General features: G+C 69.2%; 13 protein-coding genes and 1 riboswitch. Of the genes, 10 read left to right on the top strand and 3 right to left on the bottom strand.

Annotation, left to right across the window (positions count from 1 at the left end):
• Positions 1 to 19: 19 nt before the first annotated feature.
• The gene (locus tag ABTX24_RS21120) at positions 20 to 709 is read right to left on the bottom strand and encodes a uracil-DNA glycosylase (RefSeq protein WP_350842354.1); all 690 of its coding nucleotides are present in this window, start codon (positions 707 to 709) and stop codon (positions 20 to 22) included.
• Positions 710 to 762: 53 nt separating this feature from the next.
• On the opposite strand from ABTX24_RS21120, the gene ABTX24_RS21115 reads away from it, so the two are divergent.
• Complete coding sequence (locus ABTX24_RS21115) at positions 763 to 1,758, top strand: LLM class F420-dependent oxidoreductase (protein WP_350842352.1); 996 nt, start codon at positions 763 to 765, stop codon at positions 1,756 to 1,758.
• 64 nt (positions 1,759 to 1,822) lie between these two features.
• Positions 1,823 to 3,373, top strand: a complete 1,551-nt coding sequence (locus tag ABTX24_RS21110; RefSeq protein WP_350842350.1) for an FMN-binding glutamate synthase family protein — start codon at positions 1,823 to 1,825, stop codon at positions 3,371 to 3,373.
• Positions 3,374 to 3,487: 114 nt separating this feature from the next.
• Here the strand turns inward: ABTX24_RS21110 and ABTX24_RS21105 are convergent, their stop codons facing one another.
• Both ABTX24_RS21105 and ABTX24_RS21100 read right to left on the bottom strand, forming a co-directional pair.
• Positions 3,488 to 4,510 (bottom strand): Gfo/Idh/MocA family protein, encoded by a 1,023-nt coding sequence (locus ABTX24_RS21105; RefSeq protein ID WP_350842348.1) that lies wholly within the window; start codon positions 4,508 to 4,510, stop codon positions 3,488 to 3,490.
• A gap of 27 nt (positions 4,511 to 4,537) precedes the next feature.
• On the bottom strand, positions 4,538 to 6,019 hold the full coding sequence (locus ABTX24_RS21100) for an alpha,alpha-trehalose-phosphate synthase (UDP-forming) (protein ID WP_160026837.1): 1,482 nt from the start codon (positions 6,017 to 6,019) through the stop codon (positions 4,538 to 4,540).
• Positions 6,020 to 6,137: 118 nt separating this feature from the next.
• Here ABTX24_RS21100 and ABTX24_RS21095 point away from each other — a divergent pair, with 118 nt between their 5' ends.
• The 8 genes from ABTX24_RS21095 to ABTX24_RS21060 all read left to right on the top strand — a co-directional run bounded on the left by ABTX24_RS21095 (position 6,138) and on the right by ABTX24_RS21060 (position 14,326).
• On the top strand, positions 6,138 to 6,434 hold the full coding sequence (locus ABTX24_RS21095; RefSeq protein ID WP_350842346.1) for a DUF3263 domain-containing protein: 297 nt from the start codon (positions 6,138 to 6,140) through the stop codon (positions 6,432 to 6,434).
• A complete protein-coding gene (locus ABTX24_RS21090; protein WP_350842344.1) occupies positions 6,435 to 6,953 on the top strand; it encodes a LytR C-terminal domain-containing protein in 519 nt (172 codons plus the stop codon). It begins immediately after the preceding gene.
• A gap of 92 nt (positions 6,954 to 7,045) precedes the next feature.
• Positions 7,046 to 7,897, top strand: coding sequence for a trehalose-phosphatase (gene otsB, locus ABTX24_RS21085; protein ID WP_350842342.1), 852 nt, complete (start codon positions 7,046 to 7,048; stop codon positions 7,895 to 7,897).
• An 85-nt stretch (positions 7,898 to 7,982) separates the two neighbouring features.
• Entirely contained in the window at positions 7,983 to 10,307 is a 2,325-nt protein-coding gene (lon, locus tag ABTX24_RS21080; protein WP_350842340.1) for an endopeptidase La, read from the top strand.
• 68 nt (positions 10,308 to 10,375) lie between these two features.
• Entirely contained in the window at positions 10,376 to 10,927 is a 552-nt protein-coding gene (locus ABTX24_RS21075; RefSeq protein ID WP_350842338.1) for an isochorismatase family protein, read from the top strand.
• Positions 10,924 to 11,835, top strand: a complete 912-nt coding sequence (locus ABTX24_RS21070; protein WP_350842336.1) for a GlxA family transcriptional regulator — start codon at positions 10,924 to 10,926, stop codon at positions 11,833 to 11,835. The genes ABTX24_RS21075 and ABTX24_RS21070 overlap by 4 nt, the downstream gene beginning before the upstream one ends.
• A gap of 95 nt (positions 11,836 to 11,930) precedes the next feature.
• Positions 11,931 to 12,070: riboswitch (SAM riboswitch) on the top strand.
• A gap of 11 nt (positions 12,071 to 12,081) precedes the next feature.
• On the top strand, positions 12,082 to 13,353 hold the full coding sequence (gene thrC, locus ABTX24_RS21065; RefSeq protein ID WP_160026856.1) for a threonine synthase: 1,272 nt from the start codon (positions 12,082 to 12,084) through the stop codon (positions 13,351 to 13,353).
• 52 nt (positions 13,354 to 13,405) lie between these two features.
• On the top strand, positions 13,406 to 14,326 hold the full coding sequence (locus tag ABTX24_RS21060) for an SGNH/GDSL hydrolase family protein (RefSeq protein ID WP_350842334.1): 921 nt from the start codon (positions 13,406 to 13,408) through the stop codon (positions 14,324 to 14,326).
• The last annotated feature ends 56 nt before the right edge of the window (positions 14,327 to 14,382 follow it).

Here is a 14,382-nt window from a genome sequence, read left to right as displayed (position 1 = left end):
GACCCTCATCAGGCAGAGCCTAATCGGGAAGGGACCAGTCGACCGGGGAACCGCCCTGCTCGACCAGGAGGGCGTTGGCGCGGGAGAACGGCCGGGACCCGAAGAACCCCCGGCGCGCGGAGAGCGGCGAGGGGTGGACGGACTTGATCGCGGGCACCCCGTTGAGCTGTGGCTCGAGATTCTGCGCGTGCCGGCCCCACAGGATCGCGACCAGCGGTCCGCCGCGTCGGCCGAGGACGTCGATCGCCCGCCCGGTGACCTCCTCCCAGCCCTTCTTCGAGTGGGAGGCGGGAGCACCCGGCCGCACCGTCAGCGAGGTGTTGAGCAGCATCACCCCACGGTCGGCCCAGGCCGACAGGTCGCCGTGCTCGGGCATCTTCAGGTCGAGGTCGGTGGCCAGCTCGGCATAGATGTTCCGCAGCGACGCCGGCAGCGGACGTACGTCCTTCTCGACCGCGAAGCTGAGCCCGATCGGGTGCCCGATGGTCGGGTAGGGGTCCTGGCCGACGATCAGGACGCGTACGTCTCGCAGCGGGCGCCGGAAGGCGTTGAAGATCCGGTCGCCGTCGGGAAGGTAGGGACGCCTGGCCGCCAGCTCGTCGCGCAGGAAGCGGCCCATCTGCTCGATCTGCGGCTCGGCCGGCGCCAGCGCCTCGGCCCAGTCGGCAGCCATCAGGCCCTTGTCCACGAGTCCGGCGAGTGCGCTCATAGTCGCTCAACATATCGTTCGCCACCCACACCGGCGCTGGATAGGTTGGATGCATGAAGTTCGGACTCTTCATCCCGCAGGGATGGCGCTTTGACCTCGTCGGCATCGACCCGGCGGACCAGTGGACGACGATGAAGGAACTCGCGCTGCACGCCGACTCGGGCGAGGCGTGGGAGTCGGTCTGGGTCTACGACCACTTCCACACCACCCCGGAGCCGTCCGACCAGGCGACCCACGAGGCCTGGTCGCTGATGGCGGGTCTGGGCGCGGTGACGTCACGGGTGCGCCTCGGGCAGATGTGCTCGTGCATGTCCTACCGAAACCCGGCCTACCTGGCGAAGGTCGCTGCGACCACCGACCACATCAGTGGCGGCCGGGTCGAGATGGGCATCGGCGCGGGCTGGTACGAGCACGAGTGGCGGGCCTACGGCTACGGCTTCCCCGAGGCGCGCGACCGTCTCGGGATGCTCCGCGAGGGCGTTCAGATCTTCCAGCAGGCCTGGACCAAGGGCATCTCGTCGCTGGACGGGAAGTACTACCAGGTCGACGGCGCCATCTGTCAGCCGCTGCCGCTGCAGCAGGGCCGATCCGGCATTCCGCTGTGGATCGCCGGCGGCGGCGAGAAGGTGACCCTCAAGATCGCGGCCCAGTACGCCGACTACACCAACTTCGCCGGCGACCCGGAGACGTTCAAGTCCAAGTCCGACATCCTCGCGGGGCACTGCGAGAACCTCGGCCGCGACTTCTCGGAGATCACCCGCTCGTCCAACTACAACGTCTTCATCGGCGAGACCGAGAAGGACGTCCAGGACAAGATCGACTGGTACGCCGACCACCTCGCCAAGTCGCTCGGAGAGGCCGCCGGCGCGGAGCATGCCCGCCGCAGTGGCGTCCAGGGGCTGGCCGGCACGCCCGAGCAGATCGTGGAGAAGCTGAAGTCGATGGAGGAGCTGGGGATGACGTACGCCATCACCTACTTCGGAGACGCCGCCTACGACCGCTCTTCGATCGAGCTCTTCGAGTCGAAGGTCGTTCCCGAGTTCGCCTGAGTGACGCCCGGCGACACGGTCGCGGACTTTTACAACGAGGAGACCGCCCGGTAGGAAGACGTACATGAAGATGACGACCCTCCTCGGGGGAGTGGCAGTTGCCGCCGGCGTGGTCGCCGCGCGCGACCTGACCCAGCGCAAGCACGCGATCCTGCGGAACTTCCCGGTGATCGGGCACGCGCGTTACCTGATGGAGAAGATCGGGCCGGAGCTGCGGCAGTACATCGTGACCGGCAACGACGAGGAGAGGCCCTTCAGCCGTGACCAGCGGCGCTGGGTCTACGCCTCGGCCAAGGAGCAGAACAACTACTTCGGCTTCGGCACCGACAACGACATCGAGCACACCCAGGGCCACATCCACATCAAGCACCGTACGTTCGCCGACTCCCTGCCCGATGACCACGACCGGGCCGCCAGGCTCCCGTCGGCGAAGGTGCTCGGAGGTCCGCGCGGGCGCGCGAAGGCGTTCCGGCCGGAGTCGGTCGTCAACATCTCGGCGATGTCGTTCGGGTCGCTGTCCGGGCCGGCGATCACGGCGCTCAACCGGGGTGCGTTCAAGGCCGGCGCGATGCACAACACCGGCGAGGGTGGCATCTCGTCCTACCACCTCGAAGGTGGTGCGGATCTGGTGATGCAGATCGGCACCGCGTACTTCGGGTGCCGGAACGCGGACGGCACCTTCTCGATCGATCGGCTCAAGGAGCGGGTCGCCACCGCGCCGGTCAAGGCGATCGAGATCAAGCTCTCCCAGGGCGCCAAGCCCGGCCTCGGTGGACTGCTGCCGGCGGCCAAGGTGACCCCGGAGATCGCCGCGATCCGCGGCATCGAGGTCGGCAAGGACTGCGTGTCGCCGTCTCGCCACTCCGCCTTCCACGACGTCGACTCGATGCTCGACTTCGTCGAGATGATCGCCGCCGAGACCGGGCTGCCGGTCGGCATCAAGTCGGCGGTCGGTGAGATGGAGTTCTGGCGGGAGCTCGCCGCCAGAATGCGCTCGGGGGAGCGGGGCGTCGACTTCGTCACCGTCGACGGCGGCGAGGGAGGCACCGGCGCCGCGCCGTTGATCTTCTCCGACGCGGTCGCGATGCCGTACCGGATCGGGTTCTCGCGGGTCTACGGCACCTTCGCCGAGCTCGGCCTGACCGACTCGGTCACCTTCATCGGCTCGGCCAAGGTCGGTCTGCCGGAGAACGCCGCCGTCGCCTTCGCGCTCGGCGCCGACATGGTCAATGTCGGCCGCGAGGCGATGATGTCGATCGGCTGCATCCAGGCTCAGAAGTGCCACGACGACACCTGTCCGACCGGCGTCGCGACGCAGAGCAAATGGCTCTCCGGCGGCCTCGACCCGCTGGACAAGGGCGACCGCTGCGCCAGCTACCTCAGGACCCTGCGCAGGGAGCTGACGAAGGTCTCCGCCGCCGTCGGCGTCGCCCATCCCGGTCTGATCACGCCCCACGACATCGAGGTCATGAACGGCGACTACGAGTCACGCACCCTCGCCGGTGTCTACGGCTACAAGGACCACTGGGGCGCCCTCGGCCCCGAGATCGCCCGCGAGCTGCTCGCGGTCGTGCAGCCGCACCGCACGTTCAACGAGAAGCCGAACACCGCCTGAGAGCCGAGCCGTCAGGTACGTCGGCCGAGACGTCACTCGCGTCGGTCGAGTCGGCACCTGGGTGCCAACTCGACCGACGCAGCTGACGTCTCGGCCTGCGGGGGTGACTTCTCGTCAGGACTCGCTCGCGTAGCGGGCGCCGATGGACTCGCGGATCATGTCCATCTGGCGCATCAGACTGAGCGTCTGGCTGTGGGGCACCAGCGGGGACTCCAGAAGACCCTCGCGCAGGCAGCGCTGCACCTCGGCGATCTCGTTGCCGTACGCCGCGCCGATGACGGGCTCGTCGCCGACGATCTCGACGGGCTCGTCGCCGTTGGCGGGCTTGAAGACGGCCGAGGACGGGTGGTGGAAGTCGGTCAGCTCGATGCGGCCCTGGTCGGTGGCGATGGCCGCCGAGCGCGAGGAGTAGGAGGTGACCGAGGAGACCATGGTGGAGAGCTCGTTGCCGGCGTACTTCCCGGTCATCACCAGGTCGAGGTCGAAGGTGCCGCCGTCGGCCCCGGTGCCGATGTTGGCCTGAGCGGTCAGCGCGCGGGCCTCGCCGAAGAGCAGGTGGGCGAAGGTGAGCGGGTAGATGCCCATGTCGAGCAGCGCGCTGGCTCCGAGCGCGGGGTCGAGGAGGCGCTGGTGCTGCTCGGGGTCGGCGACGAAGCCGAGCTCGGCGTGTACGTGTCGGGGGACCCCGAAGCGGCCCGACTTCACGTCGGTGACGAGCCGCCGGATGATCGGGTTGGTCGCCATCCACATGGCTTCCATGAGGAAGAGCTTCTTGGAGATGGCCAGGTCGACCATCTTCTGCGAGTCGGCGGCGTTGAGCGTCAGCGCCTTCTCGCACAGCACGTGCTTGCCGGCCTCGAGCATGAGGGTGGCGTGCTCGAGGTGGTGGGAGTGGGGGGAGGCGACATAGACGACGTCGACGTCCTCGTCGGCGGCGAGCTCCTCATAGGAGCCGTGCGCGCGGACCGGGCCGTTGGCGGCGTACTCCTTCGCGAACGTCTCCGCGGACTCCGTGCTCCGGGAGCCGACGGCCGCGAGCCGGCCGTCGGGGACGAGCATCAGATCGGTGGCGAGGGAGTGGGCGATCCGGCCGGTGCCGAGAATTCCCCACCTGATCGGGTCAGAGTTGGTGGTCACGCGACGACTCTAGCCACCTGGCCGGTCCTAGTGGGCGTTGGGCGGAAGGACGTTCTTGGTGTGGCTGCCCTGCACCCCGGCGAGCTCCTCGAGGAAGGAGTCGGCCCAGTAACGTACGTCCTTGGAGGCGACCTGCTTGCGCATCGCCCGCATCCGGCGGGTGAGCTCCTTCGGCTCGGCCTTGTACGCCTCGAGCAGCGCGGCCTTCATCCCGTTGATGTCGTAGGGGTTCACGAGCCAGGCCTGGCGCAGCTCCTCGGCCGCGCCGGCGAACTCGGAGAGCACGAGGGCGCCGTCGTTGTCGTAGCGGCAGGCGACGTACTCCTTCGCGACCAGGTTCATGCCGTCGCGGTAGGGAGTGACGACCATGATGTCGGCGGCGCGGTAGAGCGCGGCCATCTCCGCACGGGGGAGCGAGGTGTGGAGGTAGGAGATCGCGGGACGGCCGATGCGGCCGAGATCGCCGTTGAGCCGGCCGACGAGGCGGTCGATGTCGTCGCGCAGCTTGCGGTACTGCTCGACGCGCTCCCGCGAGGGCACTGCGACCTGGACGAAGATCGCGTCCTCGACGTCGAGCTCGGTGTCGCGGAGCATCTCGCCGTAGGCACGCAGCCTGGCGTAGATGCCCTTGGTGTAGTCGAGCCGGTCGACACCGAGCAGGATCTTCTTCGGGTCGCCGAGCTGCTGGCGGATCTCCTTGGCACGCTGGTTGATGGCCTCGTCGTGGGCCATCTCGTCGAAGCCCACGAAGTCGATCGAGATCGGGAAGGCGGCCGCGTGCACGGTGCGCCCGTCAGGGAGATAGACCAGGTCACGATGGGTCTTGTGGCCCACGCGCTGGCGCACCAGGCGGACGAAGTTCTGGGCCGCCTGCGGCAGCTGGAAGCCGACCAGGTCGGCGCCGAGGAGGCCCTCGAGGAGCTGGCGGCGCCAGGGGACCTGCTGGAAGAGCTCGGCCGGTGGGAACGGGATGTGCAGGTAGAAGCCGATGCGTAGGTCGGGGCGGAGCTCGCGCAGCATCTGCGGGACCAGCTGGAGCTGGTAGTCCTGCACCCAGACGGTCGCGCCCTTCGCGGCGACGTCCGCGCACTTCTCGGCGAACCTCTGGTTGACGCGCTGGTAGCCGTCCCACCACTCGCGGTGGAACTCCGGCTTGGCCACGACGTCGTGGTAGAGCGGCCACAGGGTGCCGTTGGAGAAGCCCTCGTAGTGCTCCTCGATGTCCTGAGCGGTCATCGTCATCGGCAGCAGGTGGAGCCCGTCGTCCTCGAACGGCTCGAGGTCTTCGTCGGTGCCGCCTGGCCAGCCGATCCAGACGCCGTCGTTGGCCCGCAGGACCGGCTCGAGGGCGCTGACCAAGCCTCCTGGGGAGCGCCGCCACGCCTTCGTTCCGTCCGGCATCTCCACACGATCCACGGGGAGCCGATTGGCCACGATTACCAGGTCAGCCTGCACATCTCCGACTGTAATGGACCGGCGCCAGGTTCGGCGCCGAGTCGTTCCACCCATGACTTCCGGCCCTCTGATGCGAATACCTGTCGAGTAACACGCCGGGAGGGTGAACCACAGCGGTGTAGTTCGGCGCGTTAGGGTGTGGTCAGATGCAGACGACACCGGGGGACGAGGAATGAGCGCTGTCAACGTGCAGGTCACAGGCCCAGGCGAGGACCCCCCGAGCCTCAGCGAGCGAGACAAGCAGATCCTCGACTTCGAGCGTCAGTGGTGGAAGTACGCCGGAGCCAAGGAAGCCGCTGTGCGTGAGGCGTTCAACATGTCCGCCACCCGTTACTACCAGGTGCTCAACGCTCTCATCGACAAGCCGGAGGCGCTTGAGGCCGACCCTCTGCTGGTACGCCGCTTGCGGCGGCTCCGCGCGGCCCGGCAGCGTCAGCGCTCGGCGAGACGGCTCGGTTTCGAGGTCTGAATGACCGGCTGCGTACGTCCTTCGAAGGGTGAGCGTGGCGTTGCGCTCCCCACACCCGTCATCGCGCTGAGCGTGGTGGCCGTGGTCGCCGCGGTGATCATCTTCTGGATCACCGGTGGCGACGAAGATGAGGGCAAGGAGATCGCCCAGGCCGGCGGCAGCCCCTCGGCTTCGGCGTCGGCCTCGCCGAAGGCGGCCAAGGCGGAGGAGAAGAAGCCGGCGAAGGCCGAGCCCTCGCCCGTCGACCGTGCCAAGGTCAGCGTCGAGGTCTACAACAACACCAACATCGCCGGCCTGGCCGGTGAGGTCGCGGCCAAGGCGACCACGGTCGGGTGGAACGTCGTCGGCGAGGACAACTGGATGGGCTCCATCCCGGAGAACACCGTCTACTACCCGAGCGAGATGAAGCGCGAGGGTCAACAGCTCGCGGACGACCTCGGCATCAAACGCACCCATGTGTCGGTCGAGGGCTCAATGAAGGGCGACCGGTTGACGGTGGTTCTGACCGGGGCTCTCTGAGCCTTTCCGGCCGTTGTCGCGGGTGTGTGATCTACCGCACGGCGGCGACCTCGCGGTCGGCTCCGAGGTGGTTGCCGTGTCACAGTTGAGGCATGGCCGAACTCCAGCCTGATGGCACCGCAGGAGAGCAGAAGTACGCGGCGATCGCGGCTGCTGCCGCCGAGACCCTCGTCGGTCTCGACTTCGACGGCACGCTCTCCCCGATCGTCGAGGATCCGGCCGCGGCTCGGATCCATCCGGACGCGGCCGCGGTCCTGATCGCGCTCGCATCCCGGGTGAAGGCACTGGCCATCGTCACCGGCCGACCGGCCGGACAGGTCGTCGAGCTCGGCGGGCTGGCCGCGATCGCCGACGCGCTCGCGGAGGCGGGCAAGGAGCTGTACGTCTTCGGGCAGTACGGCAACGAGCGCTGGAGCGGTGCCGACCGGGTCGTCGTCGGCCCGCCGCCGCCCGACGGCCTGGCCGCCTTCGAGGCGGCGCTGCCGGGGGTGCTCGCCGTTCACGGGGCGCAGGACGCCTACATCGAGGAGAAGGGTCTCGCCGTCGGGGTGCACACCCGCCGGTTCCCCGACCCCGACGGCCTCGCCGCGCGCCTGCTTCCGCCGCTGACCGAGCTGGCCGGCGAGCACGGGCTCGTGATCGAGCCCGGCAAGCAGGTCATCGAGGTGCGTGCCCCTGGCACGCACAAGGGTCACGCGATCGACGCGCTGATCTCGGAGGTCTCGCCCGGTGCGATCCTGTTCGGCGGCGACGACCTGGGTGACATCGAGGCGTTCGAGGCGGTCAGGGCCTGGGGAAAGACCACCGGATCGGCGACGCTGCTCGTCTACTCCCACGCCGGGCCCGACCGGGGTCCGCTCGCGGACCTCGCCGATCTCGAGGTGCAGGGGCCGGAAGGCGTACTGGGGCTGCTGCGTGAGCTGACCGCCGACGCCGTCCGCTGACAGCGAACACGATAACCGGAGGGAACATCCGGTTGCTCCCAGAAGTTGAGCCAGTATCACTCAACTCTTCTAGGAGGGTCCGCAAATGGACAAGCTTCCTGTGCTGTTCGTCTCGGATGTCGTGGTCCTGCCGGGGATGGTCGTGCCCATCGAGCTCGACGAGGCCGCGCAGGCTGCGATCGACGCCGCCCGGGCCGGCTCGGAGAGCCGGCTGCTGGTCGCGCCGCGGCTGGGGGACCGGTATGCGACGTACGGCGCTGTGGCCACGATCGAGCGCGTCGGCCGGTTCCGGGGCGGTGAGCCCGCGGCGGTGCTGAGGGCCGTCGGCCGCGCGAAGATCGGCTCCGGCGTGACCGGCCCCGGTGCTGCGCTGTGGGTCGAGGTCGAGACCGCCGCCGAGACGACCACGGAGCACGCGAAGGAGCTGGCCGAGGAGTACAAGCGGCTGGTCGTCGCGGTGCTCCAGCGTCGCGAGGCGTGGCCGGTCATCGACCAGGTCAACCGGCTCACCGAGCCGTCCGAGATCGCCGACACCGCCGGCTACGCGCCCTACCTCGACGACGAGGCGAAGCGTGAGCTGCTGGAGACGCCGTCGGTCGAGGAGCGGCTCGAGAAGGTGATCACCTGGGCCAAGGACTACATCGCGGAGTCCGAGGTCAGCGACAAGATCGCCGAGGACGTACGCGAGGGCATGGAGAAGACGCAGCGGGAGTTCCTGCTGCGCCAGCAGCTCGCCGCGATCCGCAAGGAGCTCGGCGAGGGCGAGCCCGAGGGGTCCGACGACTACCGGGCCCGCGTCGAGGCCGCCGACCTCCCCGAGGCCGTACGCGAGGCCGCGCTGCGCGAGGTCGACAAGCTCGAGCGTGGTTCCGAGCAGAACCCCGAGACCGCCTGGATCCGCACCTGGCTGGACACGGTGCTGGAGCTGCCGTGGTCGGTCCGGACCGAGGACTCGACCGACGTGGTTGCGGCTCGTGAGGTGCTCGACGCCGACCACCACGGCCTCGAGGAGGTCAAGGACCGGATCGTGGAGTACCTGGCGGTGCGGACTCGACGTGCCGAGCGGGGCCTGCAGGTCATCGGTGGCCGGGGCTCCGGTGCCGTGGTGCTGCTCGCCGGCCCGCCAGGGGTCGGCAAGACGTCGCTGGGTGAGTCGGTCGCGCGTTCGCTCGGACGGAAGTTCGTCCGGGTCGCGCTGGGCGGTGTCCGCGACGAGGCCGAGATCCGTGGTCACCGGCGTACCTATGTCGGGGCTCTGCCCGGCCGGATCGTGCGGGCCATCAAGGAGGCCGGCTCGATGAACCCGGTCGTGCTCCTGGACGAGGTCGACAAGGTCGGCTCGGACTATCGGGGCGACCCCGCCGCTGCACTGCTGGAGGTGCTCGACCCGGCGCAGAACCACACCTTCCGCGACCACTACCTCGAGCTCGACCTGGACCTCTCCGACGTCCTGTTCATCGCCACCGCCAACGTGGTCGAGCAGATCCCGTCGGCGCTGCTGGACCGGATGGAGCTGGTCACGATCGACGGCTACACCGAGGACGACAAGGTCGCCATCGCCCGTGACTTCCTGCTGCCCCGGCAGCTCGAGCGCGCCGCGGTGACCTCCGAGGAGGCCACGGTCACCGACGACGCGCTGCGTGAGCTGGCCGCGAACTACACCCGCGAGGCAGGCGTACGCCAGCTCGAGCGGCTCATCGCCAAGGCGCTGCGCAAGGTGGCGACGCGGCTGGCCACCGGTGCGGAGCACGTCGAGATCGGCCTGGACAACCTCAAGGACCTGGTCGGACGGCCTCGGTTCACGCCGGAGTCGGCGGAGCGTACCTCTGTCCCGGGGGTCGCCACCGGACTGGCGGTGACCGGGCTCGGTGGGGATGTGCTCTTCATCGAGGCGTCCTCGGCCGAGGGGCAGACCGGCCTCAACATCACCGGTCAGCTCGGCGAGGTGATGAAGGAGTCCGCGCAGATCGCGCTCTCCTTCGTCCGCTCGCACGCCGCCGAGCTGGGCGTCGACCCGGCTGTGCTCGACCGCTCGCTCCACGTCCACGTGCCCGCGGGTGCGGTCCCCAAGGACGGCCCGAGCGCCGGCATCACGATGGTCACCGCCCTCACCTCTCTCGCCACCGGTCGCCCGGTGCGCAGCGAGGTCGGCATGACCGGTGAGGTCTCGCTCTCCGGGCGGGTGCTGCCCATCGGCGGCCTCAAGCAGAAGCTGCTCGCCGCCCAGCGAGCCGGCCTGACCGAGGTCTTCGTGCCCCAACGCAACGAGCCCGACCTGGACGAGGTCCCCGACGAGGTGAAGCAGGCCCTGAAGATCAACCTGGTGAGCGATGTCAGGGATGTCGTACGCGGCGCTCTCGCGCCTGCTGAGGGAGAGGCCACCACCCAGAGCACGGTTGCCGCTGCCTGACCGGATCGTTCCGGATGCTGCCCGCTTGATGCCTCGTGCGTCGAGCGGGCAGCTCGCACACTGGGGACATGAGCAACCGAGCGCTTCTCGTCATCGACATCCAGGAGTCCTTCCGGCAGCGGGAGGTATGGCAGCAGACTCTTCACCCCGACATCGCCGACCGCGCCGACCGGCTGGTGAGCCTCGCGCGGGCCGCGGGCGACCTGGTGGTCTGGGTGGTCCACACCGAGCCCGGCAGCGGCGGCGTCTTCGACCCGGAGTCGGGTCACGTTCGCTACCTCGACGGGCTCAGCGGCCCCGAGCCGGGCGATGTCGAGCTGCGCAAGACCGCCCACAACGCCTTCACCACGACCAACCTGCAGCAGGTGCTGACCGAGCGCGGGATCACCGAGCTCGTGGTGTGCGGGATCCGCGCCGAGCAGTGCGTCGAGACCACCGCGCGGGTCGGCTCCGACCTCGGCTACCGGGTCACCTATGTCGCCGATGCCGTCACCACCGAGCCACTGGGCGGGCTCTCGGCCGAGGAGGTCGTGGAGCGTACGAAGCTCGTGCTCAGCGGCCGGTTCGCCGAGATCGCGACCATCGATGATCTGGAGGCTGTGGCAGCATCTGCGGCATGACCGCAGTCGTGTTCGTGCTGCTGCCCGGCGTACATCTGCTCGACCTCGCCGGGCCGGCACAGGCGTTCCACACCGCGGGCAACCTCGGACACCCCTACGACCTCGCGTACGTCGCGGGTGCCGAGCCGGGGGAGGTGCTCTCCGCGCAGGGTCTGGCGCTGACGGCCACCGCGGAATGGCCCGATCTCGACCCCGGTGACCTGCTCGTCGTGCCGGGCTGGCGAGCGGCGTACGACCTCGTCGCCGGCCCCCGGCTCAGCCGTGATGCCGCCGAGCGGCTGCGTGCCCATCATGCGGCCGGGGGTGAGGTGGCCAGCGTCTGTGCCGGCGCCGACGCCCTCGGGCAGGCGGGCCTCCTCGACGGACGTCGCTGCACCACTCATCACGATCTCCAGGACGCGCTGTCACGGCGCTACCCGAAAGCCCGGGTGGTGCGCGACGTGCTCTTCACCAGCGATGACCGGATCGTGACGTCAGCAGGCATCGCCAGCGGCATCGATCTGAGCCTGCACCTGCTCGCGGTACGCCACGGACCGGCGCTGGCGGCTCGCGTGGCCCGCGACATGGTCGTCTACGCGCGGCGCAACGGGGACCAGCCGCAGGAGAGCGTCCTGCTGCGCCACCGGAACCATCTCGACGACACCGTCCACCATGTGCAGGACGTCATCGACGCCCGGTTCGCCGAGCCGCTCCCGCTCTCCGCTCTGGCGGACGGTGCGGGGGTGAGCGAACGCACCTTGACCCGCGCCTTCGTCGCGGCGACCGGTCTGACTCCGCTCCGCTACCAGCAGGCTCTCCGTCGCGAACGGGCCGACCATCTGCTGGCCGCGGGCACCACGATGGAGTCGGCCGCTCGAGCGGTCGGTTTCGACGACGCCCGGATGCTGCGCCGCCTCCGATCGCGCTGATTGAGGACCCCGCCGGTGTCCAAATGGTGGACACTTGGTCCGCGGAGTGGAACCCGGGTGTGTTTCAGGCAAGTTGCCTGCCGTACGATCGGTATCGCTCATCGAGAGGGACTGAGGGAACGGCCCAGTGAAGTCCCGGCAACCGACCACGAGCCTCCTCCCGGCCATCGGGTAGGGCGTGGAGCAGGTGCTAATTCCGGCCCGGCGCGAGAGACGTGATCGGGGAAGATGAGGAGGAGGTTTCTCATGAGCGCTGCGACCACGGAGACGAAGGGCCTGCGCGAGGGTGCTTTCGGCAACGCCTCGGCGCTGTCGTGCCGGGAGTGTGGGCACCAGATCGAGCTCGGACCGCATTACGCCTGTCCGGAGTGTTTCGGGCCACTGGAGGTGGCCTATGACTTCCCGGCCGTGACCCGCGAGGAGATCGAGGCCGGACCCCGCAACATCTGGCGCTACAAGGCCCTGCTGCCGGTGCCCGACGACATCGAGCAGAGCCCCAACACCGAGCCCGGCTTCACCCGGCTGCTGGACGCGAAGAACCTCGCGCGTGAGCTCGGCATCGAGAAGATCTGGGTGAAGGACGACTCGACCAACCCGACCAACTCCTTCAAGGACCGCGTGGTCGCCTGTGCTCTGAGCGCCGCCCGCGAGCTCGACGCCAAGGTCTTCGCCTGCCCCTCGACCGGCAACCTGGCGAACGCCGTCGCTGCCGCCGGCGCCCGCGCCGGGATCCCCACCGCCGTCTTCATCCCCAGCAACCTCGAGCAGCCCAAGCAGGTCAACTCCGCCGTCTTCACCGACAACCTGATCGCCGTCGACGGCAACTACGACGACGTCAACAAGCTCGCGCAGGAGATCGCCGCGGAGGAGGACGGCTGGGCGTTCGTGAACGTCAACGTACGTCCCTTCTACGCCGAGGGCTCCAAGACGCTCGGCTTCGAGATCGCCGAGCAGCTCGGCTGGCGCCTGCCCGACCAGATCGTCATCCCGGTGGCCTCCGGATCCCAGCTGACCAAGGTCGACAAGGCCTTCAAGGAGCTGATCAAGCTCGGTCTGGTCGAGGAGAAGCCCTACCGGATCTTCGGCGCCCAGGCCACCGGCTGCAACCCGGTCGCGACCGCGTTCAAGGCCGGCGTCGACGCCATCCGCCCGGTCAAGCCCGACACGATCGCCAAGTCGCTCGCCATCGGCAACCCGGCCGACGGCATCTACGTCCTCGACGCCACCCGCTCCTCCGGCGGTGCTGTCGAGGAGGTCACCGACGACGAGATCCGCGCCGCGATCGTGCTCCTGGCCCGCACCGAGGGCATCTTCACCGAGACCGCCGGTGGCACCACGCTCGCGGTCACCAAGAAGCTCGTCGACAACGGTCTGCTCGACCCGAGCCTGGAGACGGTGATCATCAACACCGGCCACGGTCTCAAGACGCTCGACGCGGTCAGCGGCATCGTCGGCCCCCGCGCCACCATCGCCCCCAACTACGACGCCTTCGAGGAAGCCGGGCTCTCCCAGGCGTAGGACCTGCGTCAAGGAACCTTGCGTTCACACTCGTGCGCTACAGATAAGGAATGTGAGCAGCGCGAAGACGAGTGAAGAGGCCAGGTGGCTCGGCATGGTCGCCGCCACAGCTGGAGTCGCCGGCGCAGTCGGTGTGGTGGGTGCGGCGGCCGGTGCCGGGTTCGTGACGTTGCTGAAGAGACAGGCGGCGCACGCGCGCGACGTGATCGGCAAGCCGCTCGGCGAGGAGGCGATCGACGCCGACAAGGTCTACAAGAAGACCTACGGAGGTACGCCGGTCGAGCTCCTCATCCTCGGCGACTCGATCGCCGCCGGGCTGGGTGCGGAGACCAGGGGCGGCACCCTCGGGGCCCGGCTGGCCAAAGGCACGGCCAAGGCTCTGCTGAGGCCGGTGCGGCTGCGTACCGCGGCCGTGGTCGGCGCCGAGACGTCGATGGTCCCCGCGCAGCTCGAGTCGCTGCCGGAGGGCTACCGGCCCGACGTGGCGGTGGTCATCGTCGGTGGCAACGACGTCACCCACCGGGTGCCGCAGAAGGACTCCACCCGGGTGCTGGGGGAGGTCATCGACGCCCTGCGCGAGCGTGGCGCCGAGGTCGTGGTCGGAACCTGCCCGGACGTGGGCGCGGTCAGGCCGCTGCCCCAGCCGTTGCGCTCGCTCGGGCGCAGGATCGCCAAGCAGCTGGCCGACGGCCAGCGGGAGACCGCGCTGGCCAAGGGTGCCCACGTGGTCTCACTCTCCGACGTGGTCGGGCCGTTCTTCATCACGAACCCCGACGAGATGTTCGCGATCGACCACTTCCACCCCAGCGCGATGGGCTACAAGCGCACCGCCAAGGCGATGCTGCCCTCCGTCCTCGCTGCCCTCGGGCAGATCCAGCAGGTCCCGTTCGGACACCACCTGCCCGAGCTCCCGCCCGAGGCGACCGAGCCGCCGGATCCCGACACGAACACCGGTCGAGTCGGCTCGTCGTAACGCGCCGACTCGGCGCGTCTGTCCCGCTAAACGATCCCGAGTCGGCGCCAATGTCC

The organism is Nocardioides sp. NPDC127514 (genome assembly GCF_040302125.1).
GTDB lineage: Bacteria > Actinomycetota > Actinomycetes > Propionibacteriales > Nocardioidaceae > Nocardioides.
The sequence above is the reverse complement of the archived record's forward strand: the minus strand, read 5'-3'. Positions and strand labels throughout refer to the sequence as shown.

What these genes read in the sequence shown, in the direction of transcription:
- ABTX24_RS21120 (WP_350842354.1), bottom strand. Translation starts at nt 709, where the DNA reads ATGAGCGCACTCGCCGGACTCGTGGACAAGGGCCTGATGGCTGCCGAC.
- ABTX24_RS21115 (WP_350842352.1), top strand. Translation starts at nt 763, where the DNA reads ATGAAGTTCGGACTCTTCATCCCGCAGGGATGGCGCTTTGACCTCGTC.
- ABTX24_RS21110 (WP_350842350.1), top strand. Translation starts at nt 1,823, where the DNA reads ATGAAGATGACGACCCTCCTCGGGGGAGTGGCAGTTGCCGCCGGCGTG.
- ABTX24_RS21100 (WP_160026837.1), bottom strand. Translation starts at nt 6,019, where the DNA reads ATGGGTGGAACGACTCGGCGCCGAACCTGGCGCCGGTCCATTACAGTC.
- ABTX24_RS21095 (WP_350842346.1), top strand. Translation starts at nt 6,138, where the DNA reads ATGAGCGCTGTCAACGTGCAGGTCACAGGCCCAGGCGAGGACCCCCCG.
- ABTX24_RS21090 (WP_350842344.1), top strand. Translation starts at nt 6,435, where the DNA reads ATGACCGGCTGCGTACGTCCTTCGAAGGGTGAGCGTGGCGTTGCGCTC.
- otsB (WP_350842342.1), top strand. Translation starts at nt 7,046, where the DNA reads ATGGCCGAACTCCAGCCTGATGGCACCGCAGGAGAGCAGAAGTACGCG.
- lon (WP_350842340.1), top strand. Translation starts at nt 7,983, where the DNA reads ATGGACAAGCTTCCTGTGCTGTTCGTCTCGGATGTCGTGGTCCTGCCG.
- ABTX24_RS21075 (WP_350842338.1), top strand. Translation starts at nt 10,376, where the DNA reads ATGAGCAACCGAGCGCTTCTCGTCATCGACATCCAGGAGTCCTTCCGG.
- ABTX24_RS21070 (WP_350842336.1), top strand. Translation starts at nt 10,924, where the DNA reads ATGACCGCAGTCGTGTTCGTGCTGCTGCCCGGCGTACATCTGCTCGAC.
- thrC (WP_160026856.1), top strand. Translation starts at nt 12,082, where the DNA reads ATGAGCGCTGCGACCACGGAGACGAAGGGCCTGCGCGAGGGTGCTTTC.